This window comes from Paraflavitalea devenefica (genome assembly GCF_011759375.1).
GTDB lineage: Bacteria > Bacteroidota > Bacteroidia > Chitinophagales > Chitinophagaceae > Paraflavitalea > Paraflavitalea devenefica.
In genome coordinates, this window is sequence record NZ_JAARML010000004.1 from 751,995 (window position 1) to 776,966 (window position 24,972).

Annotated in this window: 28 protein-coding genes; 7 read left to right on the top strand and 21 right to left on the bottom strand. The window is 46.1% G+C overall.

The genetic code is table 11. The features are described 5' to 3' along the window. Positions 1-9: 9 nt before the first annotated feature. Positions 10-1,368 (bottom strand): UDP-N-acetylmuramate--L-alanine ligase, encoded by a 1,359-nt coding sequence (locus HB364_RS24545; RefSeq protein ID WP_167290969.1) that lies wholly within the window; start codon positions 1,366-1,368, stop codon positions 10-12. Positions 1,369-2,000: 632 nt separating this feature from the next. Next, positions 2,001-2,195 (bottom strand): hypothetical protein, encoded by a 195-nt coding sequence (locus HB364_RS24550; RefSeq protein ID WP_167290970.1) that lies wholly within the window; start codon positions 2,193-2,195, stop codon positions 2,001-2,003. Positions 2,196-2,405: 210 nt separating this feature from the next. Between HB364_RS24550 and HB364_RS24555 the strand changes: the two genes are divergently transcribed. Then, positions 2,406-2,975, top strand: a complete 570-nt coding sequence (locus HB364_RS24555) for an RNA polymerase sigma factor (RefSeq protein ID WP_167290971.1) — start codon at positions 2,406-2,408, stop codon at positions 2,973-2,975. Further along, positions 2,975-4,078 (top strand): S1 family peptidase, encoded by a 1,104-nt coding sequence (locus HB364_RS24560; RefSeq protein ID WP_167290972.1) that lies wholly within the window; start codon positions 2,975-2,977, stop codon positions 4,076-4,078. The genes HB364_RS24555 and HB364_RS24560 overlap by 1 nt, the downstream gene beginning before the upstream one ends. 94 nt (positions 4,079-4,172) lie before the next feature. Here HB364_RS24560 and HB364_RS24565 read toward each other — a convergent pair whose 3' ends face one another. Beyond that, entirely contained in the window at positions 4,173-5,072 is a 900-nt protein-coding gene (locus HB364_RS24565) for a nucleotidyltransferase family protein (RefSeq protein ID WP_167290973.1), read from the bottom strand. Positions 5,073-5,136: 64 nt separating this feature from the next. On the opposite strand from HB364_RS24565, the gene HB364_RS24570 reads away from it, so the two are divergent. Both HB364_RS24570 and HB364_RS24575 read left to right on the top strand, forming a co-directional pair. After that, a complete protein-coding gene (locus tag HB364_RS24570; protein WP_167290974.1) occupies positions 5,137-6,057 on the top strand; it encodes a 1-aminocyclopropane-1-carboxylate deaminase/D-cysteine desulfhydrase in 921 nt (306 codons plus the stop codon). Between the two features lie 134 nt (positions 6,058-6,191). Beyond that, complete coding sequence (locus HB364_RS24575; protein ID WP_167290975.1) at positions 6,192-7,157, top strand: hypothetical protein; 966 nt, start codon at positions 6,192-6,194, stop codon at positions 7,155-7,157. Here HB364_RS24575 and lipB read toward each other — a convergent pair. Beyond that, a complete protein-coding gene (gene lipB / locus HB364_RS24580) occupies positions 7,141-7,896 on the bottom strand; it encodes a lipoyl(octanoyl) transferase LipB (protein WP_208420075.1) in 756 nt (251 codons plus the stop codon). The two genes, HB364_RS24575 and lipB, sit on opposite strands and share 17 nt — an antisense overlap. A 73-nt stretch (positions 7,897-7,969) precedes the next feature. Between lipB and HB364_RS24585 the strand changes: the two genes are divergently transcribed. Continuing rightward, a complete protein-coding gene (locus HB364_RS24585) occupies positions 7,970-9,037 on the top strand; it encodes an RluA family pseudouridine synthase (protein ID WP_167290976.1) in 1,068 nt (355 codons plus the stop codon). Here the strand turns inward: HB364_RS24585 and HB364_RS24590 are convergent. The 6 genes from HB364_RS24590 to HB364_RS24615 all read right to left on the bottom strand — a co-directional run bounded on the left by HB364_RS24590 (position 9,030) and on the right by HB364_RS24615 (position 14,322). Beyond that, a complete protein-coding gene (locus HB364_RS24590; RefSeq protein WP_208420076.1) occupies positions 9,030-9,965 on the bottom strand; it encodes a hypothetical protein in 936 nt (311 codons plus the stop codon). The two genes, HB364_RS24585 and HB364_RS24590, sit on opposite strands and share 8 nt — an antisense overlap. Positions 9,966-10,051: 86 nt before the next feature. Beyond that, positions 10,052-11,596, bottom strand: a complete 1,545-nt coding sequence (locus tag HB364_RS24595) for a hypothetical protein (RefSeq protein WP_208420077.1) — start codon at positions 11,594-11,596, stop codon at positions 10,052-10,054. A 124-nt stretch (positions 11,597-11,720) separates the two neighbouring features. Next, positions 11,721-12,299: a peptide deformylase gene (gene def / locus HB364_RS24600; protein ID WP_167290977.1), complete on the bottom strand. Its 579-nt coding sequence runs from the start codon at positions 12,297-12,299 to the stop codon at positions 11,721-11,723. A 112-nt stretch (positions 12,300-12,411) separates the two neighbouring features. Continuing rightward, on the bottom strand, positions 12,412-12,825 hold the full coding sequence (ruvX, locus tag HB364_RS24605) for a Holliday junction resolvase RuvX (RefSeq protein ID WP_167290978.1): 414 nt from the start codon (positions 12,823-12,825) through the stop codon (positions 12,412-12,414). A gap of 17 nt (positions 12,826-12,842) precedes the next feature. Next, positions 12,843-13,772, bottom strand: a complete 930-nt coding sequence (locus HB364_RS24610) for a UbiA-like polyprenyltransferase (protein WP_167290979.1) — start codon at positions 13,770-13,772, stop codon at positions 12,843-12,845. 10 nt (positions 13,773-13,782) lie between these two features. Next, positions 13,783-14,322 (bottom strand): RNA methyltransferase, encoded by a 540-nt coding sequence (locus tag HB364_RS24615; protein WP_167290980.1) that lies wholly within the window; start codon positions 14,320-14,322, stop codon positions 13,783-13,785. A gap of 47 nt (positions 14,323-14,369) precedes the next feature. Between HB364_RS24615 and hxpB the strand changes: the two genes are divergently transcribed. Then, complete coding sequence (gene hxpB / locus HB364_RS24620) at positions 14,370-15,026, top strand: hexitol phosphatase HxpB (RefSeq protein ID WP_167290981.1); 657 nt, start codon at positions 14,370-14,372, stop codon at positions 15,024-15,026. A gap of 354 nt (positions 15,027-15,380) precedes the next feature. On the opposite strand, the gene rpsA is transcribed toward hxpB, so the two are convergent. Beyond that, on the bottom strand, positions 15,381-17,297 hold the full coding sequence (gene rpsA, locus HB364_RS24625) for a 30S ribosomal protein S1 (protein WP_167290982.1): 1,917 nt from the start codon (positions 17,295-17,297) through the stop codon (positions 15,381-15,383). A 279-nt stretch (positions 17,298-17,576) separates the two neighbouring features. On the opposite strand from rpsA, the gene HB364_RS24630 reads away from it, so the two are divergent. Then, entirely contained in the window at positions 17,577-18,035 is a 459-nt protein-coding gene (locus HB364_RS24630; RefSeq protein WP_167290983.1) for a DinB family protein, read from the top strand. Positions 18,036-18,072: 37 nt separating this feature from the next. On the opposite strand, the gene HB364_RS24635 is transcribed toward HB364_RS24630, so the two are convergent. The 10 genes from HB364_RS24635 to rpsN form a co-directional block, all read right to left on the bottom strand. Beyond that, on the bottom strand, positions 18,073-19,377 hold the full coding sequence (locus tag HB364_RS24635; RefSeq protein WP_167290984.1) for a BaiN/RdsA family NAD(P)/FAD-dependent oxidoreductase: 1,305 nt from the start codon (positions 19,375-19,377) through the stop codon (positions 18,073-18,075). An 88-nt stretch (positions 19,378-19,465) separates the two neighbouring features. Next, positions 19,466-20,281, bottom strand: coding sequence for a type I methionyl aminopeptidase (gene map, locus HB364_RS24640; RefSeq protein ID WP_167290985.1), 816 nt, complete (start codon positions 20,279-20,281; stop codon positions 19,466-19,468). Between the two features lie 79 nt (positions 20,282-20,360). Next, positions 20,361-21,692: a preprotein translocase subunit SecY gene (gene secY, locus HB364_RS24645; protein WP_167290986.1), complete on the bottom strand. Its 1,332-nt coding sequence runs from the start codon at positions 21,690-21,692 to the stop codon at positions 20,361-20,363. Positions 21,693-21,776: 84 nt separating this feature from the next. Further along, positions 21,777-22,226 (bottom strand): 50S ribosomal protein L15, encoded by a 450-nt coding sequence (rplO, locus tag HB364_RS24650; protein WP_167290987.1) that lies wholly within the window; start codon positions 22,224-22,226, stop codon positions 21,777-21,779. Positions 22,227-22,279: 53 nt separating this feature from the next. Further along, complete coding sequence (rpmD, locus tag HB364_RS24655; RefSeq protein WP_167290988.1) at positions 22,280-22,462, bottom strand: 50S ribosomal protein L30; 183 nt, start codon at positions 22,460-22,462, stop codon at positions 22,280-22,282. 77 nt (positions 22,463-22,539) lie between these two features. Continuing rightward, the gene (gene rpsE / locus HB364_RS24660) at positions 22,540-23,058 is read right to left on the bottom strand and encodes a 30S ribosomal protein S5 (RefSeq protein ID WP_167290989.1); all 519 of its coding nucleotides are present in this window, start codon (positions 23,056-23,058) and stop codon (positions 22,540-22,542) included. Between the two features lie 41 nt (positions 23,059-23,099). Continuing rightward, positions 23,100-23,450 carry a 50S ribosomal protein L18 gene (gene rplR / locus HB364_RS24665; RefSeq protein ID WP_167290990.1) on the bottom strand — a complete coding sequence of 117 codons (351 nt, stop codon included), beginning with the start codon at positions 23,448-23,450 and terminating at the stop codon, positions 23,100-23,102. 49 nt (positions 23,451-23,499) lie between these two features. Next, positions 23,500-24,054: a 50S ribosomal protein L6 gene (rplF, locus tag HB364_RS24670; protein ID WP_167290991.1), complete on the bottom strand. Its 555-nt coding sequence runs from the start codon at positions 24,052-24,054 to the stop codon at positions 23,500-23,502. Positions 24,055-24,176: 122 nt separating this feature from the next. After that, the gene (gene rpsH, locus HB364_RS24675) at positions 24,177-24,575 is read right to left on the bottom strand and encodes a 30S ribosomal protein S8 (RefSeq protein WP_167290992.1); all 399 of its coding nucleotides are present in this window, start codon (positions 24,573-24,575) and stop codon (positions 24,177-24,179) included. 109 nt (positions 24,576-24,684) lie between these two features. Beyond that, entirely contained in the window at positions 24,685-24,954 is a 270-nt protein-coding gene (rpsN, locus tag HB364_RS24680) for a 30S ribosomal protein S14 (RefSeq protein ID WP_167290993.1), read from the bottom strand. Positions 24,955-24,972: the final 18 nt, after the last annotated feature.

Sequence of the window (24,972 nt, forward strand, 5' to 3'; positions counted from 1 at the left end):
GATATTGGGTTAATTGGTCACCTTTTTTGCAAATGTAAGCATATCTATCCCATCATAATTACCCGAGCTCATCAAAAGCAAATTGGCGTTTTGGTATGCCTGTGACTGCAACCATTGTACCAGTTCCTCTTTTTGATTTAATACTGCAAGGTCTTTTTTTCCAAACCCTTCCACTACCTTCTCTTTGGGCAAAGGAGGCATTCGTTTCAATTCCAATGCATGGCCCGAATAAAATACCGCAGCCGCATCCGCTTTATCCATGGCCCCCTTATACTCTTTCATGAACTGTTCATTCAGGCTGCTGTAAGTATGCAGTTCCAGCAGGGCAATAAGCCGGCGGCCGGGGTATTGCTGCCTCACCGCTTCCATAGTAGCTTTTACCTTGGAAGGGGCATGTGCAAAATCGCGGTAAACAATGGTATGGTCATTCTTCGCCAGCAATTCCAGCCGTTTGGCAGCGCCGGTAAACGAAGCTATTGCCTGTACAAAAGCAGCTTCTGTAACACCCAGTTCGCGGCAGGCAAACCAGGCTGCATACAGGTTCATAAGATTATGGTCGCCGAAAACCTGGAGTGTGCCTGTATGTTCGCCAATGGCAACGCTTGTAATACCCTGCTGAATGGTGTGTGCCGGAACGTTATAGGGCTGGTAACGTATATCATCACGTTTATTATCCTCCACCAGCTTCTTCAATACCGGATCTGTATCATTATAAATAAGCAGTCCGCCTGGTTCTATCTTATGAATGAATATAATGAACTGCTCCAGGTAGAAACCAAAAGTGGGGAATACATTAATATGGTCCCAGGCAATACCCGTAAGGATAGCTATATGAGGAAACAGGAAATGGAATTTGGGTCTTTTTTCCAGGGCGCTGGCCGGGTATTCATCCCCCTCACAAACGATAACAGGCGCATTGGTAATATTCACCGACTGATCGAACCCTTCCAGCCTGGCCCCTACCAGGTAGTCAAAAGCCTTTCCGGTGTTTTTGAGTACATGCATGATCATGGAAGTCGTCGTCGTTTTACCATGACTACCGCCTACCACTACCCTTGTTTTTTGCTGGCTCTCCTGGTAAATATATTCAGGAAACGAATAGATCTTTAGTCCAAGTTCACGGGCCCGCTGTAACTCAGGATTGTCGCCCTTGGCATGCATACCTAAAATAATGGCATCTATACCCGGAGTGATCTTTTCAGGAAACCAGCCATCGGCTTCGGGCAAGAGCCCTGCATGAGCAAGATTAGACCGGGCAGGTTCAAATATTTCATCATCACTGCCGGTAACAATATATCCTTTTCTACTGAGTGCAAGGGCCAGTTGGTGCATCACACTGCCTCCGATCGCTATAAAATGTACTTTCATATGCAAAGCCGAAAGATAAGATTTTAATTGTTCTATGCCTTAATCAGTGTCTTTACTACCTCTGTAGCAATAATTTATGTCAGTTTCCGGTCCTTTTATTGTGCTGTTTGCCCACATTTTTTTACGGTCCCCTATTGCAAGAACCGAATTTAGTTTGTTTCTTTGACCCATCAAACGCTACAACGCTTACCCACTCCAATCCTATCAATTTCCGTACTCATCCTCTCCTCTGAAGTAGCCTAATCCGCTCCTCTGAATTTCCTGATGATCATTGTGTTTACCGCCTCTTTAATTTCCAATTCCCCATTCATCAGGCTTATTCTCAAACCTAAATACCACAAAAAATGAAACGGATTTTGACTATTCTCGCATTGATTATTGCTATTAGCGCTACCATTACTTCTTGCACAGCTTCCAGAGGTGGCTGCAGGTCTACACAAGGAATGTCTGGCTACCGCTAAGCAATCACTTCATAGATAACTTTTCTGGACGGCATCACAGTTTGTGGTGCCTTTTTTATTCTCTACTTACTGGTTCGTGTCCCCACGAACCAGTAAGTATCGCCACAAACGAAAAAAGCCCTCCTGGGAACAGGACGGCCTCTAACGATTGCTTGCCATATGAAAAAAAACTTATTTCTTCGTTGTGTCAGGAGCTGCAGTGGCAGTAGAATCTGCAGGCTTTGCAGTAGAATCAGGAGTAACAGAAGAAGAATCAGCAGGAGCAGGAGCTGCAGTGCTGTCTGCTTTAGGTTCTGTACCAGTTCCACCATCATTGCAAGATGCTACGAATGCGCCAATTGCTAAAACTAACAGGAGCTTTTTCATTTGTACCGTTTTTTGTTTTGTTAACAGATGATTTAAGGGTTAATACCCCAAAGTGGAAAAGGTAACCTCTCCTTTTAAAAAAAATCCCAAATATTTTTTCCCGGCCCGGGAAGACTGTACTTTGCGCGGAAAATCAACCCCTTTTTCCGGTATTTTAACTGGATTTTTGGGTTACTTCTCATTAAATTGGGTATTAATAATACGGCATAAGTGAAAACAGACTCCCGGGAAATAGCTTTATTGGAAGGACTGGCAAAAAACGACCGGCAAGCCATTGAAACCATTTATAAACAGCATTATAATATGGTTCAGGCATTGATAATCAACAACAATGGTTCTGCAGATGATGCACGGGACGTTTTCCAGGAAGCCATGATCGTACTCTATGAAAAGTCCAGGTCAGGCACCTTTGAACTGAATTGTCAGCTAAAGACCTATGTTTATTCCGTTTGCCGGCGCTTGTGGCTGAAAAGGCTGCAGCAACAGCAAAAATTCGTTCCCGACCTGGATGGCATCAGCGATACGGTGCCGGTGGAAGAAGAACTGGAGGCACATGGCCAGCGGAATACAGAGTTCCAGATGATGGAGAAAGCCATGCTACACCTCGGCGAGCCCTGCCGCAGCCTGCTGGAAGCTTTCTACATCCAGAAAAGGAACATGGTAGACATTGCCAGCCATTTTGGGTACACGAATGCCGATAACGCCAAGAACCAGAAATACAAATGTTTAATGCGGTTAAAGAAACTATTCTTTGCCGCCTATAAAAACAATACACCGTAATGGAAGAGATGCAATTACTGGACGCTGTGGAACGCTACCTGGCCAATGAAATGCCTGCCGAAGAACGGGCATTCTTTGAACAGTTGCGTAAAACCAATCCGGAGGTAGACCAACTGGTGGTGGAACACTCTATGTTCCTCCAGCAGATGGACCGTTTCAGCGACTGGAAACAATATAAATCCACCCTGGGTGAAGTGCACGCTCAATTGGTAGAAACAGGTTCCATTAAAGAAAAAGCACCCAGGGCCACTGTCGTACAGCTTTGGAAGAAATACCAGCGTGTGGTAGCCGTTGCGGCCTGTATTGCCGGTATTACAGCCCTTTCCATCAGTTCTATTGTCTATTACTTCGCCCCCCAACCGGCTTCAGAGATCCGCCAGCTTTCCCAACAGTTTAAAGAGTTTAAAAACTACCAGCAACAAACCAACCAGAAGATCAATGAGGCTTTGGCAAAATCAACCTCAAGACCTGCTGCCAACCCTAAAAGCGGAGGTACTGGTTTCCTGATTGACGGCAAAGGCTACCTGGTTACCAGCGCCCATACCGTTGCTGATGCAGATTCAGTATATATACAAAATACCAAAGGCAATTATTTCAAGGTCAACACCATCTATCTAAACAAGCAAACCGATATAGCAGTACTCAAGATCGTTGACAACCGCTATCAATCCATTAAATCATTGCCCTACGCTTTGCAAAAAAATATGGCAGATCTTGGAGAAGAGGTCTTTACCATGGGTTTCCCCCGGCCTACTTCTGACATCGTATACAATAAAGGCTATTTAAGCGCCCAGACAGGTTATAATGGAGATACCACCTCTTATCAATTGGCCATTTCTGCCAATCCAGGTAACTCCGGCGGCCCTATCTTCAACCACAGCGGCGAAGTGATCGGTATCTTAAGTGGTAAACAAACCACTGCCGAAGGAGTTGTTTTCTCCAGCCGTACACAGAACATCCTGACCGCCCTGCATGAGATCAGGAAAGACAGCACCAATGAAGACCGTATTAAGTTACTGCTGCCTTCTTCCATTAAAGGACTTGACCGCGTACAGCAGATCAAGAAAATTGAAAGCTGCATGTTCATGGTTTACCGTTATTGATCAGCAACTACTTCTTGCATTTCTATAAAAAAAGAAAGCTCCGCTATTATCAGCGGAGCTTTTTTTGGGGCTTAACTATTTTATTTAACTTTTTTTAACTCCACAAAGCGGGAGGATACTCGCCGGCAGTTACCAGTTTCTCCAGGTTGGCCTTTACTTCGGGTGCATCTTCCTTATAAGTAACACCAAACCATTCAGAAGAAGTGGGGATTACCTTAATAACACCTACTTTATCCTTGATAAACTGGTCGGCAACGATAGGAATAAAGAACTCAGATTTTAACTGGGTACCACTTTCTTTCAGGAACGTCCTGAAAAGATCAAGTGAGTAAGTAAACACTTCAGGATCAAAACACCAGAAATTCATAGACACACTGGAATCCCTGGGCAGTTCTTTAGGCACAAATGAGTCATCGGTCATGATCTTGCCATCCTGCATCACAATATTCAGGCGCTCAGCAATGGAAGTAAGATTGCCCTGCGCATCTACCTGGCATACACCGCGGTTTACAGTGCCATTGTCAGACAGGGTCTTCAATAACTCATAGCCGATAATAGACCATACATGGGGCTTCACATCGGCAGTAAGGAACTTATAGGCTTTCTCAAAAGCATCGCGGCCATAGAAATCATCGGCATTAATAACAGCAAAGGGTTCTTTGACCGCGTCTTTGGCGCACAGTACCGCATGGGCTGTACCCCAGGGCTTGGCACGGTCAGCAGGTATCTCAAAGCCTTCTGTAAATGCCTTGAGGTCCTGGTACACATAATCAATTTCTATACGACCTTTGAGCCTGGGTTCCACAATGGCTTTAAAATCTTCTGCAAAATCCTTGCGTATGATAAATACCACTTTTTTGAAGCCGGCACGGATGGCATCATAAATAGAATAGTCCATAATCGTTTCACCACCGGGACCAAATGATTGGATCTGTTTCATACTTCCATAGCGGGAGGCCATACCGGCAGCTAATATCAACAAGGTTGGTTGCATTATCGTATTTTTAAAGATTCGGGCACGAAAATATAAAAATAAGCGATCAAAAGAAATCTTGTCAGTGATAAATACATATACATACGAACCTGTTGACGCTACGAAAGCGATTGCGCAGACATTGGATGATAAAACCTGGCATGAAAAAGGTGTCGGGGTAGATGTGCTCCGACTGGATCTTATTCATCCTGTGCTATCGGGCAATAAATGGTTTAAGCTGAAATATCACCTGCAGCAGGCAATACAGCAGCAAAAAGGTATACTCACCTTTGGTGGCGCTTATTCCAATCACCTCGTGGCAACAGCCATTGCCTGTAAGCAGGAAAACATTCCGGCCATCGGAATTGTCCGGGGTGAGCCCGCAACCACCGGCTCTCCTACACTACAGGAAGCGCAGGCGTATGGCATGCAATTGCACTTTGTATCCCGCACCGCTTTTAATGATGAACAGCTCTTGATGGCAGAGATGGCATTAGTCTACCCGGATTACCTGGTAGTACCGCCCGGTGGTCAAAGTAATGCAGGCGTACAGGGCGCCAGGGAAATACTGTCCCTGGTCGAGTATGAAACTTACACACATATAGCCTGTGCGGTGGGTACCGGCACCATGCTGGCAGGGCTTGTGCAGCGTCTTTTGCCCCATCAGCAGGCGCTGGGCTTCAGCAGCCTTAAAATAGCCGACCGGACAGAAAACAGCCTCCTGAGCTTCCTGAACACCTATGCCCAGCCAACCACCTTTTCCCTGGTATACGATTATCATTTTGGAGGCTATGCCCGTAAAAACGACGCCCTTATTGCTTTTATGAATACCCTCTATCAAACCCACAGACTACCAACTGATTTTGTATACACCGGGAAGTTAATGTTTGGAATTAACGACCTCATATATAACAATTATTTCTATCCTGATAGCCGTATCCTGACCATTCATAGCGGAGGGCTGCAGGGCAATAGGTCCCTGCCCGCTGGTACATTGCACTTCTGATCAGGTCATTTTTAGGGCTGCCTTGCCATCAGGCGAATAAACGGTATAAAATTAGCTATGCATTACCCCGTAGCGCATCAAGCCCTATCTTTGCGACGCTAAAATAGAACCATCGACTAATTCGTTATAGGCCCATGACAAGGATCGTATCAGTTGTTTTGCTATTGCTTTCTATCAATACCCTTGCACAGGATACCTTGCCTAAATTCACCGCTTACATAAGAGGGAGTGATAAAGTGATCATCAGTTGGACGAACGCGTACCCCAAAGTAACCCAGATCAGTATTCAACGGTCTACCGATAGCTTAAAATTATTCAAGACCATCTTAACGGTACCAGACCCTACCGTTCCACAAAATGGCTACCTGGATGCCAAAGGCGCCAGTGCTGCCATGTTTTACCGCCTTTTTATTGTACTGGACAGTGGCAAATATGTATTTACCCGCTCCCAGCGCCCATTCCGGGATACAGCCGTTAAAACAGATGCACAAAGACCAGACATCATGCCCGAGAACAATGCACGGCAGCGGGTAGTGATCCCTGAAAACATGGCCCCCGGGGAAGCTGAATTACTGAAGGAAAAAATACAGGAGGCCATGAAAAAGGCCGATCCCAAAGCGCTGATGCCGGCAGAAAAAGTAGAAAAGGTAGAAAAGACCAAACCGGCGCCAACTCCTGAACCCGAACGCTTCTTCGTGATCAAGCGGCGGGATACAGTCATCATGCAGGTTTCAGAAAAAGCATTCAAAAAATTCCGCGATTCCATCGTATTGAAAACAAAGGATACCATGACATTCAGGGCGCTGGATACCATCGTTATCAAACCCTTTGTGCCCAAAGAAGTCTACAGACCCTCCAAATATGTTTTCACGGAAAGCGGCGGCAATGTGGTGATCATACTGCCTGATGTGAAAAGCAATAACTACGGTGTGAAATTTTATGAGGAGGATAAGACCTTCCTCTTTGAAGTAAAGCATGTAAAAGAATCCTATCTCGTAGTAGATAAAACCAATTTCCTGCATGCAGGCTGGTTCCGGTTTGAACTATATGAAGACGGGAAAATAAAGGAGCAGCACAAATTCTTTATTCCGAAAGACTGATATTAAAGACCTTCTCAAAATTAGCTTTCACTTTAGCTTTCACTTCCTCCATATCAAGGGTGTAACCCAATTCCTTTTGCAGGGAGGTTACCTGTTTATTGCGGATGCCACAGGGAATGATATAGTCAAAATAGCTGAGGTCGGTATTTACATTAAAGGCGAAACCATGCATCGTAACCCAGCGGCTACAACGGATGCCCATGGCGCAGATCTTACGGGCCGCGCCGGGTATGGCAGCATCCATCCACACACCGGTTTCACCGGAAGAACGCTCGCCTTTAAGGCCATACTCAGCCATCGTTAAAATAAATACCTCTTCCAGGTTGCGCAGGTACTTACCAATATCTGTATAAAACCTTTCCAGGTCGAATATGGGATAACCTACCAGTTGCCGGGGACCATGAAAAGTAATATCGCCTCCCCGGTTGCTGGCAAAGAATTCAATATTCCGGGCCACCCGCTCTTCTTCAGAGATCAGCACATTGGCCATATCCCCGCTCTTCCCAAGCGTATATACAGGAGGATGCTCTACGAATAGTAAATGGTGAGTAGTGAGTGGTAAGTGATGAGCCGCCCCCTCCCCTGGCTCTACGCTTCCGGCTTCTGTATTCTGTATTCTATATTCCGTCTTCCTCCTCACATTCTCCTTCAGAAGCCGTTCCTGGTAATCCCAGGCTGCCTGGTACGGCATAGCGCCCAGATCTTCGAATAATACCGCCTGTTTATCAATATTGGCCATAGCAACAGCAAATTTACAGCTTTATGACTACTCATCCCGATATCTTACCTTTGCGCCAAACGCAGTGGCAGTCATGACTAAAAAAGACATTGACCCGGATATTGAGCTGGACGATAGTTCAGAAGGTTCCGAGGAACTATATGAGCGTATGAACCTGGTGGTAGACCGCGGACAGGAGCCTATGCGCCTGGATAAATTCCTGGTGCAACGCATTGAAAATGCCTCCCGCAACAAGGTGCAACACGCCATTGAAAGCGGCCGGGTGCTCATTAATGGCAAGCAGGTACAATCCAACTACAAGATCAAACCGGGCGAAGAGATCATCGTGTATTCCGATAAGGAAGTACAGGGGGAAGACATCGTGCCCGAAAAAATGCCCCTGAACATTGAGTACGAGGATGATGATATCCTGATTATCAACAAACCGGTAGGCCTGGTGGTTCACCCCGCCAGCGGCAACCCCAATGGCACCCTCATCAATGGAGTGGCCTGGCACCTGCTGCAACAGAACAGTGAACTGAATACGGAAGTACTTCCCCGTTTTGGGCTGGTACACCGTATTGATAAAAATACCAGTGGACTGATGGTATTGGCCAAGACAGAAAAAGCAGTCAGCAGCTTAGCCAAGGAGTTTTTCAATCACACCATCCACCGGCAGTATGTGGCGCTGGTATGGGGCGATGTGGCAGAAGACAGCGGCACAGTGAATGCCCATATTGGCCGGCACCAGCGTTTCCGCAAGATCTTTGATGCCTATCCCGATGGAGAGCATGGCAAGGAAGCCATTACCCATTACAAAGTGCTGGAACGCTTTGGCTACGTAACCCTGGTACAGTGTGAACTGGAAACAGGCCGCACCCACCAGATACGCGTACACATGAAGCACATTGGTCATCCCCTCTTCAATGATGAAGTATATGGCGGCAACAGGATTGTAAAAGGAACAGTATTCAGCAAGTATAAACAGTTTGTAGAAAACTGCTTTGCCATTTGCCCGCGCCATGCATTGCACGCCAAAACAATTGGGTTTATACATCCCCGCACCCGTAAGGAGGTAGTCTTTAACAGTGAGATACCCAATGATATGCAGCAGCTCATCACCAAGTGGAGGAACTATGTGCAGGTAAAGAACATTATTTAGTAAAATCAAATAAAGTGGCGGTGAATACCGCCTTTTCTTTTTTCTTCAATACCACACCCCAGTTGCCATTATAGCGCAGCACCTTTGGTACCAGATAATCTTCAAACGTTGTCATTTCCACTTCCATGTTCACATCAAAACTATATACACCTGCATTATAACTGAGATCATAATTACGGGCTACAATATCCCAGGTATCTATATTGAACCAGGTGGTCATTTCATTGATCACGATCTTGTCTTTCTCCCCGGCCGTGAGGTCTGCACGGGGCACCAGTTTGAAAATGTAACACATTTGCCCGTTGAACGTGTTCATGTCAATAATATAGTCATACAGTTTGCCTGCATCCTCATCAAACACGGCTATCTTATTACCAATGAAAGGTATGCCCGGTATCTTCTTGCCAGGGTTAAAGAACAACATTTTGAGCTGTTCCTTATGCTTTTCAATACCGCTTTTATTTTGGGTACTGAACTCATGCCCTTTCACAATATTCGTTTCGCCACAGATCGTGTCATGGGCAAAAAACAACCCGGCATACAGGTTGGCCGTGTAATAATTAAAATTGCGCTTTCTATCATACATGTCGCCTGTAGTCTTCTCCTCCAGTACCTTCATCCACCGGCAACCATCGTGCACCACCTGTTGGGTACGGCTATTGAGAGATGCCTTCATAGCGGAGCTCTTCTTTTCCAGCATGCGGATATCGTTGAGGGCTGTATAACCCAGCACCTTCAGGTTACGAAAGGCTTTATAAAAAGTGGTATCTTCTTTTACGCGGTCAATAAAGGCGGGAACATTCAGGTTGCTGCGCACGACCACCTCTTTCAGGGTAATCGCTTTCTTATTCACCGTGACTGCTGTATCCTTTTGACCCGAAGCACTATAACCAAGAAAGAGTACAGATAAAAAACCCATTACTTTCATGCCTGCAATGTAACTATTCTGCACAAAATGTCATCCGGGCCGGCACCTTTCTTAGGCAATCTTTTACTAATATTCTTAATGTTTTGTTATTTAATGCTTACCAATATATTGATCTTGCCAATGCCCTGGCCATTATAATCCTGCAGGGCTTTGCCAATGACCTGTCCTACTTTTACTTTATCCGGATCAGCTTTCATAGCTACACCCGTAATAGAAGAAGTTACGATGAGGTCGCCACGCTTAATGGCGCCTCCTTCTGTACATACCTTGGTGGGGATCACACCAATAACGCCCATAGGCACCTGATCATCAAGATTGGTATCTATATGTGCTTCTGTAAGCAATACACCGGGGCGTGTAGCATATACGCCGGCCACCAGTGTAGAGTAGGCGCCGGCAGATTTTTCTACTGTTCTGTCAGCATCCTGTGCAATGACCAGCACGTCACCGGGCTCATAGGATTGAACAGGGCCTGTTACACTAAAGTATTCAGCCACGTCGGCGCCACCAACCTGCGTACCACCGTTAAAGAACCCCCTGCCGGCCGAATTGATCCTGGCTACGTTGACTGTACCAGGATCACCACTTTTAAAAAGCGCCAGCGAACCGTTGCTATGTGTTTCTACTGTAAGTACCGGATTAACATTAGCGTCATTATAATTGATAAGGCGGGCGGCCCGGCCATTGCTGAAATTGGGTATATAGGCATAGAGGGCACTACCGGTGCCTTCGGCGGTGGTTTCCACGCCATCCCCGGTATTATCAGCACTGGCAGTAATACCGTTGCCATTGCCATTAGCTATGGCAAGCAGGGCCGGACCATTACCAGCGGGATTGGAAGCATGGAACACACCTGCAAAACCGCCGGTACCGGATGATACGCCATAAATACCGGCAGTACCAAAATTGGAAAACTGGGAAATCACCTCTCCCCTGACGGCGGCTTTTGTTCCGGTCACCCTATCAACTTTGAAGTTACCTGCTATGCCATTACCCACCGTGGTAACCGTTACCACATCATTGTTATTATCGTCATTAAGTATCTCAAACCGCCCCGCCCGCCCGGTACCAGAAGAAGGTACTCTCGCATACAAAGCATTGCCGGTGCCATTGGTACTGGTTTCAATACTATTGCCATTCTTGGTAGTACTGGCTGTAATGGCATTGCCATTGCCATGAGTAACGGCTGACAGGGCAGGGCCATTTCCGGAAGTATTGGAGGCATAGAATAAACCGCCAAAACCGCCTGTACCAGAAGAAATGCCAAATACACCTGCCGCTCCAAAATTGCCGAAGATGGTTTTCACTTCTCCCCTCACGGCAGCACTCACACTATTGGTATTATCTACTAGGAAAGAAGCGGCATTGCCTCCTGTGTTATCAGGAATATTGCCATTGCTGTGGGTAATTACTTCAAACGTATTGGAAAGATTGGCAGCATTGGTATTCACGAGTTTACCAGCAGTTTTTGTATTGCTGATGGCATACAGCGCAGTATCCGTATTGGCGACAATATGCAGTTTATGGACAGGCGCATTGGTGCCAATGCCTACGTTTTGCCCGGCCACCGGGAGAGTATGGAATAATAAAAGGATTGCTGCGGGCAGACAGGTGGTAATAAATCGGTTCATAACAAACAGCTTTATAAGGTTGAACACAATGTTCAGCAAACTGTCTGTTATGATGGTCTCTTTCCTACTAACCGGTCGTTCTTATTTAGGCAATGGTATAATAATGTATCAGCCTGCCAAACGCTTACTTTGCAAACACCATTTTATAATCCACCTTCACTTTACCTTTCGTAATGTCATCCAGTTTGCCTTTCAGCAGCTTGCGCTTGAGGGGCTTGAGGTAGTCAATAAATAGCTTTCCCTCAATATGGTCATATTCGTGCAGTATAACGCGGGCGGTTATGCCATTGAATGTTTTGGTGTGGGGAACGAAATTCTCATCTACATATTCAAGCGTTACCTCCTCATGGCGGGTCACATCTTCCCGTATTTTAGGAATGCTCAGGCATCCCTCATTATAAGCCCACTCCTTACCATTGAGCGCTTTTACATGAGCATTGATGAATACCTGTTTGATACCCGGCTCATCAGGATATTTTCCCGCCTCATCTTCATCCTGGTTGGCAAAGATCTGGGCGCTGTCTACCACAAAAAGACGGATATCGCGGTTGATCTGCGGAGCAGCCAATCCTACCCCATTACTGGCGTACATGGTTTCCCACATATCTTCTATCAATTTGGGAAGACCGGGATAATCCGGCGTAATATCCTTGCTTACAACACGTAATACAGGTGTTCCGTAGGCTACTATGGGAAGGATCATGCGTTAATTACTTAAATGCTTGATTATTCGACTATTAAATTCTAGTTATAACGGCAAATATACGCCAAATAAGCCATTTTGCCAGCAGGCGGGCGTGTCGCCAGACCGCTTTTTAACCCATTCTTTGCAGGTATTCCTGCAGCATAATGGTGGCGGCAATTTCGTCCACCAGGGCTTTATTCTGGCGCTGTTTCTTTTTAAGCCCCATCTCAATCATGGCCTGGGAGGCCATTTTGGAGGTATAGCGCTCATCCACCGTTTTAATGGGCATGGCCGGGAACTCCTTTTTGAGCTTTTCGATGATCTTCTTTACCAGGGGGGTAGCATGGGTATCTGTATCATCCCAGTTCTTGGGTTCACCTATAATAATAAGCTCCACCGTTTCCTTGGAAAAATAATCCTTCAGGAAAGGGATCAGCTTGGGAGATTCGACAGTAGTAAGCCCGGACGCAATGATCTGGAACGGATCAGTTACTGCGATGCCGGTTCTTTTAAGGCCATAATCTATAGAGAGTATACGGGGCATGGAAAAATTTAGAGTTGTTATGCAAGAAACAGATCAGCTATCACAAACACTGCAAATACTACACTGGCAATACCATTAGCCGTCATAAAAGCCAGGTTCACCCGGCGCAGGTCATTGGGCTTTACAATAGAATGCTGATAAATAAGCATTCCCACAAAAACTGCTATGCCTATCCAATACAACCAGTGAAAACCACCGTAAATACCGGCAGCAATCACACAGGCAGCACTTAATACATGCAATCCTTCAGATACCCTTAACGCTTTTGCTTTGCCCAGCCAAGCAGGTATGGAATGAAGCTGTTGCGACTTATCAAACTCTTCATCCTGCAAAGCATAAATAATATCAAAACCACTTACCCAGAAGATCACTGCCAGGGAAAACAGTATCGGTAATAAGGCAAAATGACCGGTCACGGCCAGGAAAGCGCCTATAGGCGCCAGCGACAACCCCACCCCCAACACCAGGTGGCAGAGCGGCGTGAACCGTTTCGTATAACTATAAAAAAGAATTACAAATAAGGCTACCGGAGAAAGGAAAAAGCACAGCCGGTTAATAAACCAGCAACAAACCATGAACAACAGACTGCTTACAATAGTAAACAGCAATACGCGATCAGCTTTCAGAATGCCGGCAGGAATTTCCCGGATGGCAGTGCGCGGGTTCTTTGCATCAAACTGCCGGTCGAGGTAGCGGTTGAATGCCATAGCGGCGCTGCGGGCGAAAACCATACAGAGAATAACAAGAGCAAACTTGATCAGTATATTTTCATGTGCAGCAGCTTGTTGCCCCCATCCGATTGTTATATTTAAGTTCCATTGTTCCGTTGAAAACAAAGACAAAGATGAATTACTTACCCCCAGGGAAAACCCGATCAGCGCAAAAGGCATCGCAAAGATGGTGTGGGAGAACTTGATCAGCGAAAGATAATTCTTAACGGTTGACATGGCGTGAATTTCAGGGTTCAATATTCAGTTTAGTCCGCACCAGTTCCCACAATACAATGCCGGCAGCTACGGAAATATTCAGGGAATGCTTCATACCCAACTGGGGTATTTCTATACAACCATCACAGGCTTTGATCACCTCCGCATCCACGCCGGTTACCTCATTCCCAAATACAACAGCCAGGGGGGCTGGTTGGTTGGCATCAAACTGGTTTAGGGGAATACTATTTTCTACCTGCTCCACCGCCCAAAGCTGGTACCCCGCTTCCCGCAATGCCTGCACCGCTTCCTGCGTGGAAGTAAAATACTTCCAGTGCACGGTTTCTGTAGCGCCCAGGGCTGTTTTATGGATGTCACGGTGCGGCGGCTGTGGCGTATAGCCGCAGAGGTAAATGCCTTGCAGTAAAAAAGCATCGGCGGTCCGGAAAACACTGCCCACATTGTGCATACTCCGGATATTGTCCAGCACCACGATCACCGGTATTTTGTCCGATTCCTTGAACTCTGTCACCGTTTTACGGTTCAGTTCGTCCATGCTCAATTTACGCATCCCGCAAAGGTAATAAACAAGGCAGAAGGTACCTATCTTTGCGCCGCATGAAACCAACTACAGTTATTTTCGATATGGACGGCCTGCTCATTGATTCCGAACCCTTATGGGAGGAGGCCGGTAAAGAGACCCTGGCACAATTTGGCGTTAGCCTCACCGATGAACAGTATCATTTCAGCACCGGATTGCGTACAAAGGAGTGGGTCGACTGGTGGTTCACCTGGTTTAATATAGACAAGCAGCACTCCCTGGCAGCAGAACTTACCATTGTACAAAAGGCCATTGAAAAGATCGCTGAGCGGGGCGTTGCCATGCCGGGCGCCAAACAGGCATTTACCTTCTTCCAGGAAAAAGGATTCAAGATAGGGCTCGCTACCTCTTCTCCCCTGGCCCTGGTAAAAGTAGTGGCAGAGAAATTACAGATCAATGATTACCTGCAGGCCATTGCCTCCGCAGAAGAATTGCCCTATGGTAAACCACATCCACAGGTATACCTGGATTGTGCCCGGGCACTGGAAGTATCGCCGCTGGAATGTATTTGCTTTGAAGACTCCTTTAATGGGATGATTGCCGTAAAAGCCGCCCGCATGAAGTGTATAGTCATACCAGCACAGCATCAGCAACACCAGACAAGATGGGATGCCGCTGATATAAAGCTGCCTTCCCTGCTTCACCTGGATGAGCAGGTATTGGATGCACTGTAAAAGGTGTTATTATTAGGCACTGCAGTGGAAGAAACAAATAAGCATAAGGATTACCATCAATAAATAGAGCGGTTGCATTTTTTCGTTTTTCATACAGAAAAAATTGAATAATGAATAATCTGCCTTCTATCGGGGGAAGGCCTATGCTACCGGGGACTACTAATAATCAGAGGGGGGATGGAAATCGTAAGGCTTACCGAAAAACGGATAATTAAGGTACGAAATTCCTCCATATAAAGATCACGTATATAGCAACTTATTTTAAAAATACACCGCCTCCCCGGTTGCAGGCAATAAAAAAAGCGTTCCGGGGTAACCGGAACGCTTATATCAGGTACTAACTAACGGTATTAGTTATTCTTTGGTTTCGCCACCTTGCTTCTCTTCCTGCTTCAGCTTTTCTTTGATCTCAGCTAAAGCACCCAGATCGCCCAGTGTAGCTTTTTCCACTTTACCTTGTATGTTCTTCACCGCTTTCTTGGTCTTATCAGCTTCAGCTCTTGCTTCCTTGCGGGCAGCTTCTTTCTCTTCTACCTTGGATTGTTCCCAGATGCGTGTGTGTGATACAACAATGCGTTTTTCATTGCGATCGAACTCGATCACCATGAACTGCGATGTTTCATCAGCACCCATGCTCTTACCATCTTCCTTGGAGAGGTGACGGTTAGGAGCAAATCCTTCCAGACCATAAGGCAGTTGAACGATACCACCTTTGTCGTCACGGCGGATCACTGTTCCTTCATGCACTGTTCCAACAGCAAATGTGTCTTGCAGTGCATTCCAGGGATCTTCTTCCAGTTGTTTGTGACCAAGCTGGAGCTTGCGGTTTTCTTTATCAATACCGAGGATCACTACGTCAATGTTGGAACCAACTTTAGTGTACTCAGAAGGATGGTTGAAGCGTTTCAGCCAGCTCAGGTCGCTGATGTGGATCATACCACCGATACCAGGAGCCAGTTCAACAAACACACCGTAAGGAGTGATGTTCTTCACCAGGCCGGTATGACGGCTTCCTTCAGGGAACTTGGTTTCGATAGTGCTCCAGGGATCTTCGCTCATTTGCTTGATAGACAAGCTCATTTTGCGGCTGCCCTTATCGAGGGTAACGATCTTGGCTTCATACTCATCGCCCAGTTTGAAGAACTCTTTGGCGTTGATGGGTGTATTGGCCCAGGTAATTTCACTCACGTGAACCAGACCTTCCACACCCGGCATGATTTCCAGGAATGCACCGTAATCTTCGATATTCACCACCTTACCTTTCACTACAGAACCTTCATGCACATTCTCGGGCAGGATATCCCATGGGTGAGGAGTAAGTTGTTTCAGACCAAGGCTGATACGTTTCTTCTCGTCGTCGAAATCCAGTACCACCACTTTCAGCTTCTGGTCCAGCTTCAGCACCTCGCTTGGGTGGCTGATACGTCCCCAACTGATATCCGTGATATACAGCAGACCGTCCAGACCGCCGAGGTCCATGAATGCACCGAAGTCGGTAATATTCTTGATAGTACCTTCCAATACCTGACCTCTTTCGAGCTTGCTCATGATCTCTGCACGTTGTGCTTCGATATCGCTCTCGATAAGGGCCTTGTGAGATACTACAGCGTTCTTGATAGCTTCGTTGATCTTCACTACTTTGAACTCCATGGTCTTACCCACAAACTGATCGTAATCAGTTACAGGCTTAACGTCAATTTGTGAACCCGGTAAGAAAGTTTCCATACCGAATACATCCACAATAAGACCGCCCTTGGTTTTAGAGGTAACAGTACCGGTAATAACTTCGCCGGTCTTGTGTACTTCCACGATACGCTCCCAGGCACGTGTAATACGGGCTTGTTTGCGGCTCAGGTTCAGGTGACCTTCCCTGTCTTCCTTCTCTACTACCATCACTTCTACCTCATCACCTGTTTTCAGGTTGACCAGGTCGCGGAATTCGTTGAGGGAAACCAGACCATCACTTTTGAAACCAATGTTGATAACCACGTCTGTTTTAGTCATAGCAACCACCAAACCTTTTACTAATTCACCATCAGTAACAGCTTTGAAAGTACCCTCATAAACAGCATCGTACTTCAGTTTCTCTTCTTTGGTGTAAGAAGCAACATTGCGTTTGTCAATGCTCCAGTCAAAATCATCATGAGCTCCCGGATCTTCTACGGGAACCTCCACAGGTGCAGTTGGTGTCGCTGTAGCTTCCTCAGCGGGGGCAGAAGAAGACTCCTGTGCATCAGCGTTTAGTTGTTTAACAATTAAATTCTCAAACATGATTAAATCCCGAAGGGTTTTGATTTCGGGGATGCAAAGATACACCAAAATGCTGAACAGCAGTGGGTTTTTAGGGTTTTTTCCACCTCAGTAAAGGGCTCAGGGGCAAGCTATTATAATCCATCTTGCGGAATTTATTGCCCATTCATCCGGTTAAACCCCTATAACATGGCTTTACCGGGTATTATATCCTGTATTTCTTCATTATTTTTCTGCAAAACATTTCATACAAGTCAGTTTTCTGCTATTTTTGAAACCTTTTTCAACCAACCGTTTACAATGATCACACCGGTTTTAATTCAGCTGTTCGAGCAGGGTTTGAACAAATTAACAGAAGAAATCAATGCTTACCCCGATGATGCAAGCCTTTGGGTAGTTAAGGAAGGAATCAACAACAGCGGCGGCAACCTGTGCATGCACCTCGCCGGCAACCTTCAACATTTTTTAGGCGCCGTACTCAATGACTCTGGTTATGTACGCAACCGTGAGGGCGAATTTAAAGTGAAGAACATTGCAAAAGCCAAACTGCTCAATGAAATAGAAAATACAAAAACAGCCGTAAAAGATACGCTGGAGCAGGTAAGCAGAAAACAACTGGATAAAAACTATCCACTGCCCATCAATGGAGAAATGGTAAATACCGAATATTTCCTGGTCCATTTGCTGGCGCATCTCAACTACCATATTGGACAGATCAATTACCACAGAAGGTTACTGACTGTCGCCCAACATGCATAGCTGTCACCCTGAGCCTGTCGAAGGGTCTCTTAAAACTTCAGGAGGCTTCGGCAGGCTCAGTCTGACACTTTACAATAGCAGTAGCGGCAATAAATCCGCTCGTCCAGGCATGTTGAAAATTGAATCCTCCTGTAATACCATCCACGTCCAGTATTTCACCGGCAAAGAAAAGCCGTGGTAGTAACTTACTCTGCATGGTATTGGCATCAATTTCCGTTAGCCTGATACCGCCTGCCGTTACAAACTCTTCTTTAAAAGTCGTTTTCCCCCGTACGGCAAACTCCTGCACACAACAATTTTTGATCAGTTTATTTTGGGCTGCAGCCGGCAGGTCCGCCCAGCGGATATCTCCGTTAATGCCCGACTGTTCCAGTAAATAATCCCACAGCCTTTGCGGCAAACCAAAAGGATTTCTGTTACTGATCTTTTGTGTAGCCAGTTCAAATCGTAGCTCCTGCAAATACTCCCGCAGGCTGTTTTCATTATACGCAGCCAGCCAGTTCACCTGAATGGTAAACTGGTAATTGCCGGCCGCCAGCTCCCGGGCTCCCCAGGCCGATAACCGCAATATGGCAGGCCCGCTCATACCCCAATGGGTGATCAATAAAGGCCCGCTGGAACTGAGCTTACTACCCGTGATCCGCACCTGTGCATCCGGCACCGATACGCCCATCAACCGGGTAATAGGATTGCCAGGCATATTAAAAGTGAACAAAGAAGGTACAGGTACTTCAATACTATGCCCCAACTGCTTTAACCAATCGAACATCGCAGCTTTCGGATAACCGCCACAGGCGATGCACACGAAATCCGAAGTCAGCGGTCGGAGGTCGGATAGTTCGATGATGAATCTACCCGTTGCCAATTCCTGACTCCCTACTCCAGACTCTGACACCTGACTTCCTGCTTCATACTTCAGACTTCTGACTTCTGACTTCATCCTCACTTCTATCCCATACCTGTTCACCTCCCGCATGAGGCAGTCAATAATCGTTTGCGAAGAATCTGTTACAGGAAACATACGGCCATCCGCCTCCGTTTTGAGCGCTATGCCCCGCTCCTTAAACCACGCTATCGTATCGGTCGTAAAAAAATGATGAAATGTCTTCTTCAGGAAATTGGCTCCCCGTGGATACTTACAGACCATTTCAGCAATGGAAAAACAGGCATGGGTAACATTACAGCGTCCCCCACCCGATACTTTTACCTTAGATAAAATCTTATTGCTTTTTTCCAGGATGATCACTTCCAGTGCAGGGTCCAGCCTTGCTGCATTAATGGCGCAGAAAAAACCGGCAGCGCCGCCGCCAATAACCACTAACCTTTTCTTTTTGTGTAACATACTGAACTATTAAACCAATCCGGTAAAAGAAAACCCTCCGGGAAGAGGGTTTATACAATCAATTTATCATTACTTGCCAGCTTCAATGTTAACTAACCAGCTCTGCCTGGTCCACAACAAGGTGGGCATTTGCTTTCTCCGCCGCTTCAATAATACTGTAATCAGATAAAATATCAGCCTTGTTCTTTTGCACAGCCACATCATGCTCAAAATGCACAGAAGGTGAATGGTCTACCGTACGTACGGTCCAGCCATCAGACTCGGTATACACTTCTTTCTTCCCCATATTGATCATAGGTTCAATAGCCAGTGCCATGCCTTCTTTCAGTTTGGCGCCGGTACCACGCTTGCCATAATTAGGTACTTGCGGGTCTTCATGCAGACTTTTACCCAGGCCATGCCCTACCAGTTCACGCACTACCCCATACCCATATTTCTTTTCGGTATGTTCCTGTATAGCAGCCCCTATATCCCCGATACGATTACCAGTTACAGCCTTTTCGATGCCTTTATACAGTGATTCTTTGGTAACGCGGATCAGCTTCAATACTTCAGGTTTTACGTCCCCTATCGCAAACGTATAGGCATGGTCGCCATGCCAGCCGTTCTTAATAATGCCAATATCCACGGAAATAATATCGCCGTCCTTTAACTCTCCGCTGTTGGGAAAACCATGCACCACCACATCATTTACCGATATACAGGAGTTGAACGGATAGCCATGAAAACCAAGGAAAGAAGGTACGCCACCATGATCGCGGATCATTTCACCGATGGTCTTATCCAATGACAGCGTGGTAATTCCCGGACGGAGTAACTTAGCTATTTCAGCCAAAGTAGCGCTCACCAGTAAGGCGCTTTGCCGCATAAGCTCTACTTCAGCCGCTGTTTTAATATAGATCATTCGCTGGTATCTTTTGTTTAAAACAAAACCTGACAACTACTATAACAGTTGCCAGGTTTTAAAGTTGTATAATGAGGTATTACAGGGAGGCGGGCGATACTGCCTGACGACCCTGTACGCGTCCACTCTTCATCAAACCATCGTATTGACGCATCAAAAGTTGAGTTTCAATTTGTTGCAGTGTATCCAGGACAACACCCACCATGATCAGCAGGGAAGTTCCTCCAAAAAAGGAAGAAAAAGACTGTGAAATGCCCAAACGTTGCGCAAATCCGGGCAGGATACCTACTACAGCCAGTAATACAGCGCCTGGCAACGTGATCTTATCCATTACAGAGCCAATATAATCGGCTGTAGGCTGGCCGGGTTTCACACCGGGAATGAACCCATTGTTACGTTTAAGATCATCAGCAATTTGCTTGGGATTAAAGATCAGCGCTGTATACAGGAAGGTAAAACCAATCACCATTACAGCATAGATTAGCATATACCAGAAGTTGCTGTGATCGCCAAATATTCTGGCCAATCCACGGGTAGAGTCAAAGTTGGACAACAAAGTAGGCAGGAACATAATGGCCTGTGCAAAGATGATAGGCATTACACCAGCACTGTTCACCTTGATGGGCAGGAACTGGCGGGCGCCACCAAACTGGCGGTTACCTACAATTTGTTTGGCATACTGTACAGGTATCTTACGAACCCCCTGGATGAGGATGATCAGTCCCATAATAATGGCTACCAGTACAGCGATCTCTATCACAAAAAGCAATATACCACGGCCGCTTCCGGTAGTGGTTTTGGCTGACCATTCCTGCATCAATGATTGCGGAAGGCGAGCCAGGATACCCACCATGATGATTACGGAGCTACCGTTACCCAGCCCTTTATCAGTGATCTTTTCACCCAGCCACATCACGAATAATGTGCCGGCGCTGAGAATAACAGTGGTAGAGAGCCAGAAATAAGAAGAATAGGCTTGTACCATGGCATCCTTGTTCGTCTGGTGCAGGTAAGCCACATAGGCGCTGGCCTGCAGGATAGCAACGGCTACAGTAAGATAGCGAGTGTATTGGTTGATCTTTTTACGACCACTCTCTCCTTCTTTTTGCATCTTCTGGAAGGGGGGATAGAGGATGGTCATCAACTGCATGAAGATCGAAGCGGAGATATAAGGCATGATACCCAATGCCAGGATGGAAGCCTGTGAAAAGGCGCCGCCGGCAAAAGCATCAATCAGGCCCAGGATACCACCGCCGGATGCGGCCGTATTGATCTTGGTAGGATCAATACCGGGCAGTACGATGTGTGTACCGAGGCGATATACAGCTATCAGGGTAATGGTCACCAGGATCTTACTCTTCAGCTCCTCAATACTCCAGATATTCTTCAGGGTTTGTATGAATTTTTTCACGGAATCCAGAAATTTATTATGATGGCCTCTGTCGTTAACAAAAAAAGACGCATTCGGAGATGCGTCTATGCAAGTTACGTAAAATTACTTTACAATTTCCACAGTACCGCCGGCTGCTTCAATGGCAGCTTTGGCTTTTTCGCTGATCGCATTCACCTTGAAGGCTACCTTGCTTTTCAGCTCGCCATTACCCAATATTTTCACCAGGTCGGTACGGCTAACCAGGCCATTGATATACAGGTTCTCCAGGGAGAATTCTTTCAGTTCATACTTTTCAACGAGGTGATCTACTTGGCCGAGGTTAAACACCTTGTACTCAACCCTGTTTATATTAGTAAAACCACGTTTTGGCAAACGGCGCTGGATAGGCATCTGACCACCTTCATGCGCGTTCTTACGTTGGTAACCGGCACGGCTCTGACCACCTTTGTTACCTTTGGTAGAGGTACCACCCTTTCCGGATGCTTCACCACGACCTAATCTTTTTTCTCTATGCGTTGCGCCTTCTGCGGGCTTAATGCTGTGTAATTTCATGTTTTTTGATTTTTACTCAACGGGGAATCTCCCCTCGCTTTTTAATTTGATAATTACTTAACCTCTTCTACTGTTACCAGGTGGGTTACTTTACGCACCATACCCAGTATTTGCGGAGTTGCTTCCACTTCTTTGGTAGAATTCAGCTTATTCAAGCCCAATGCCTGAAGCGTTAACTTCTGACGTTCAGGTCTGTCAATTCCACTTTTTACTAAAGTGATCTTAATCTTGCTCATGATTTAATCATTATGATCAACCATCTGTCAGGTAACGGTCGCCATCCGGCTACCGCCTCCCGACTCCCGGCTGATAGTTATCCGTTAAATACTTTCTTCAGGTTCAGTTTACGTTGCTTGGCGATGGTAACCGGCTCACGCAGCAGCGCCAGCGCACCAAAAGTAGCTTTCACCACGTTGTGCGGGTTAGCAGAACCAAGAGATTTAGCCAGTACGTCGGTAATACCAACGCTTTCCAATACAGCACGCATGCTACCTCCGGCAATTACACCGGTACCATGAGCGGCTGGCTTGATCAATACCTTGGCAGCACCTACTTTCGCCCACTGATCGTGAGGGATAGTACCGTGCATGATAGGCACTTTTATGAGGTTCTTCTTGGCATCTTCAATGCCTTTGGTAATAGCTTCCTGTACTTCTTTGGCTTTACCGAGACCATGACCAACCACACCATTTTCATTACCCACAACTACGAGGGCAGAAAAACTGAAGGCACGACCACCTTTAGTGGTTTTTACCACCCGGTTGATGGCTACCACTTTTTCTTTCAGCTCAAGATCGCCGGCTTTAACTCTGTTTAAATTAACTTTTGCCATTATTTCGATTTGACGATTTTATTTGTAAATACGCTAAGGAATTAGAATTGCAAACCACCTTCACGGGCGCCATCAGCTACACTCTTTACCCGGCCATGATACAGGTTACCACCACGATCAAAAATGATGATGTTAATGCCTAATTCAGTAGCCTTACGGGCAATTGCCAGACCTACCAGCTTGCTCTTTTCGATCCTGGTCCCTTTCTGGGCAGCAATATCCTTGTCCTTAGAAGAAGCCGCGGCCAAAGTTTTACCGGAAACGTCGTCAATCAGTTGCACATAAATATCTGTATTGCTCCTGAAAACAGACAGCCTTGGTTTTTGGCTGGTGCCGGATACTTTCTTACGGATCCGGTAGCGGATTTTCTGTCTTTTAACTAATTTATTCATTGCTCTTTATTTTATACCGCCCGATACTGCCGGGCGGTTAATTTTCAAATTATTTACCAGCAGCCTTACCAGCTTTACGACGGATAACCTCACCAGCATACTTAACACCTTTTCCTTTGTAGGGCTCTGGCTTACGCAGGCTGCGCAGTTTGGCAGCAACCTGACCAATCAGTTGCTTGTCGATACCTTCCAGGCTGATCTTCGGATTCTCCCCTTTTTCCTGGGAAGTAGTCAGTTTCAATTCCTTGGGTATTTCAAAAATGATATTGTGAGAGTAACCGAGTGACAGGTCAAGCAGGTTACCCTGGTTGGAGGCTTTATAACCTACACCCACCAGCTCCAGGTTTCTTTTATAACCTTCTGTTACGCCTTTAACCAGGTTGGCAACCAACGCACGGTATAAACCATGCATAGCGCGGTGGCGGATCTGGTCAGTAGGACGTGCAAAAGTGATCGTATTATCTTTCACTTCTACAGTAATATCACGATCAATGGCTTGCTTCAGCTCACCTTTAGGGCCTTTTACGGTCAGCACATTGTCTTTTCCTATGGTAGCAGTAACACCAGCGGGCACTACTACGGGTTGTTTACCTATACGAGACATAAAAATCAGTTTAATGTTTTCTGTTTATTGTTTCTTGTTACCAACCGATCAGCCTGGTATAGGACCGGCTTAATGTATCGGTAACTTCCATGAATCAGGCCGAAGCTCAAAGCCTGCAGCTCTTAATAGATATAGCAAAGCACTTCGCCACCTACGTTCTGCACTTTAGCTTGCTTATCGGTCATCACTCCTTTCGAAGTGCTGATGATGGCAACGCCTAAACCATTCTTCACACGTTTGAATTCAGCAGGGCTGGCATACTGACGTAAACCCGGACGGCTTACCCTTTCCAGTGACCTGATAGCAGGCTCTTTGGATTGGGGATCGTACTTCAGGGCGATCTTGATCACGCCTTGCTTGTTATCATCCTCAAATTTGTATTTCAGGATGTAGCCTTGATCATACAGAATCTCTGTGATACGCTTTTTAAGGTTAGAAGCCGGAATTTCTACAATCCGGTGACCGGCCAGTTGCGCATTACGAACTCTGGTCAGAAAATCTGCTATAGGATCTGTTACCATTATTATATAAGTTATTGTATCAGTTCAGAATATGTTTGAATCTCTTACACACAGGATGGACCGATACGGGACTGATAATTACCATATCTCATATCCTGCAATGCGTTTATTACCAGGAAGCCTTACGCACACCCGGGATCTTGCCGTTAAGGGCCATCTCACGGAAGGTAACACGGGAGAGGCCGAAGTAACGGATATATCCCTTGGGACGACCAGTTAACTGACAGCGGTTCTTCAGACGAACTTTAGAAGAATTCTTCGGCAGTTCATCCAATGCCTGCCATTCTCCGGCAGCCTTTAAAGCAGCACGCTTTTCAGCATACTGAGCTACCATGCGTTCTCTTTTCCTTTGTCTGGCTTTTACTGACTCTTTTGCCATAATAATTACAAATTCGAA

Bases quoted from the DNA above. Each gene is read 5' to 3' on its own strand.
- HB364_RS24545 (WP_167290969.1), bottom strand. From the start codon at position 1,368: ATGAAAGTACATTTTATAGCGATCGGAGGCAGTGTGATGCACCAACTG.
- HB364_RS24550 (WP_167290970.1), bottom strand. From the start codon at position 2,195: ATGAAAAAGCTCCTGTTAGTTTTAGCAATTGGCGCATTCGTAGCATCT.
- HB364_RS24560 (WP_167290972.1), top strand. From the start codon at position 2,975: ATGGAAGAGATGCAATTACTGGACGCTGTGGAACGCTACCTGGCCAAT.
- HB364_RS24565 (WP_167290973.1), bottom strand. From the start codon at position 5,072: ATGCAACCAACCTTGTTGATATTAGCTGCCGGTATGGCCTCCCGCTAT.
- HB364_RS24575 (WP_167290975.1), top strand. From the start codon at position 6,192: ATGACAAGGATCGTATCAGTTGTTTTGCTATTGCTTTCTATCAATACC.
- lipB (WP_208420075.1), bottom strand. From the start codon at position 7,896: ATGGCCAATATTGATAAACAGGCGGTATTATTCGAAGATCTGGGCGCT.
- HB364_RS24585 (WP_167290976.1), top strand. From the start codon at position 7,970: ATGACTAAAAAAGACATTGACCCGGATATTGAGCTGGACGATAGTTCA.
- HB364_RS24590 (WP_208420076.1), bottom strand. From the start codon at position 9,965: ATGAAAGTAATGGGTTTTTTATCTGTACTCTTTCTTGGTTATAGTGCT.
- HB364_RS24595 (WP_208420077.1), bottom strand. From the start codon at position 11,596: ATGAACCGATTTATTACCACCTGTCTGCCCGCAGCAATCCTTTTATTA.
- def (WP_167290977.1), bottom strand. From the start codon at position 12,299: ATGATCCTTCCCATAGTAGCCTACGGAACACCTGTATTACGTGTTGTA.
- ruvX (WP_167290978.1), bottom strand. From the start codon at position 12,825: ATGCCCCGTATACTCTCTATAGATTATGGCCTTAAAAGAACCGGCATC.
- HB364_RS24610 (WP_167290979.1), bottom strand. From the start codon at position 13,772: ATGTCAACCGTTAAGAATTATCTTTCGCTGATCAAGTTCTCCCACACC.
- HB364_RS24615 (WP_167290980.1), bottom strand. From the start codon at position 14,322: ATGCGTAAATTGAGCATGGACGAACTGAACCGTAAAACGGTGACAGAG.
- hxpB (WP_167290981.1), top strand. From the start codon at position 14,370: ATGAAACCAACTACAGTTATTTTCGATATGGACGGCCTGCTCATTGAT.
- rpsA (WP_167290982.1), bottom strand. From the start codon at position 17,297: ATGTTTGAGAATTTAATTGTTAAACAACTAAACGCTGATGCACAGGAG.
- HB364_RS24630 (WP_167290983.1), top strand. From the start codon at position 17,577: ATGATCACACCGGTTTTAATTCAGCTGTTCGAGCAGGGTTTGAACAAA.
- HB364_RS24635 (WP_167290984.1), bottom strand. From the start codon at position 19,377: ATGTTACACAAAAAGAAAAGGTTAGTGGTTATTGGCGGCGGCGCTGCC.
- map (WP_167290985.1), bottom strand. From the start codon at position 20,281: ATGATCTATATTAAAACAGCGGCTGAAGTAGAGCTTATGCGGCAAAGC.
- rplO (WP_167290987.1), bottom strand. From the start codon at position 22,226: ATGAAATTACACAGCATTAAGCCCGCAGAAGGCGCAACGCATAGAGAA.
- rpmD (WP_167290988.1), bottom strand. From the start codon at position 22,462: ATGAGCAAGATTAAGATCACTTTAGTAAAAAGTGGAATTGACAGACCT.
- rpsE (WP_167290989.1), bottom strand. From the start codon at position 23,058: ATGGCAAAAGTTAATTTAAACAGAGTTAAAGCCGGCGATCTTGAGCTG.
- rplR (WP_167290990.1), bottom strand. From the start codon at position 23,450: ATGAATAAATTAGTTAAAAGACAGAAAATCCGCTACCGGATCCGTAAG.
- rplF (WP_167290991.1), bottom strand. From the start codon at position 24,054: ATGTCTCGTATAGGTAAACAACCCGTAGTAGTGCCCGCTGGTGTTACT.
- rpsH (WP_167290992.1), bottom strand. From the start codon at position 24,575: ATGGTAACAGATCCTATAGCAGATTTTCTGACCAGAGTTCGTAATGCG.
- rpsN (WP_167290993.1), bottom strand. From the start codon at position 24,954: ATGGCAAAAGAGTCAGTAAAAGCCAGACAAAGGAAAAGAGAACGCATG.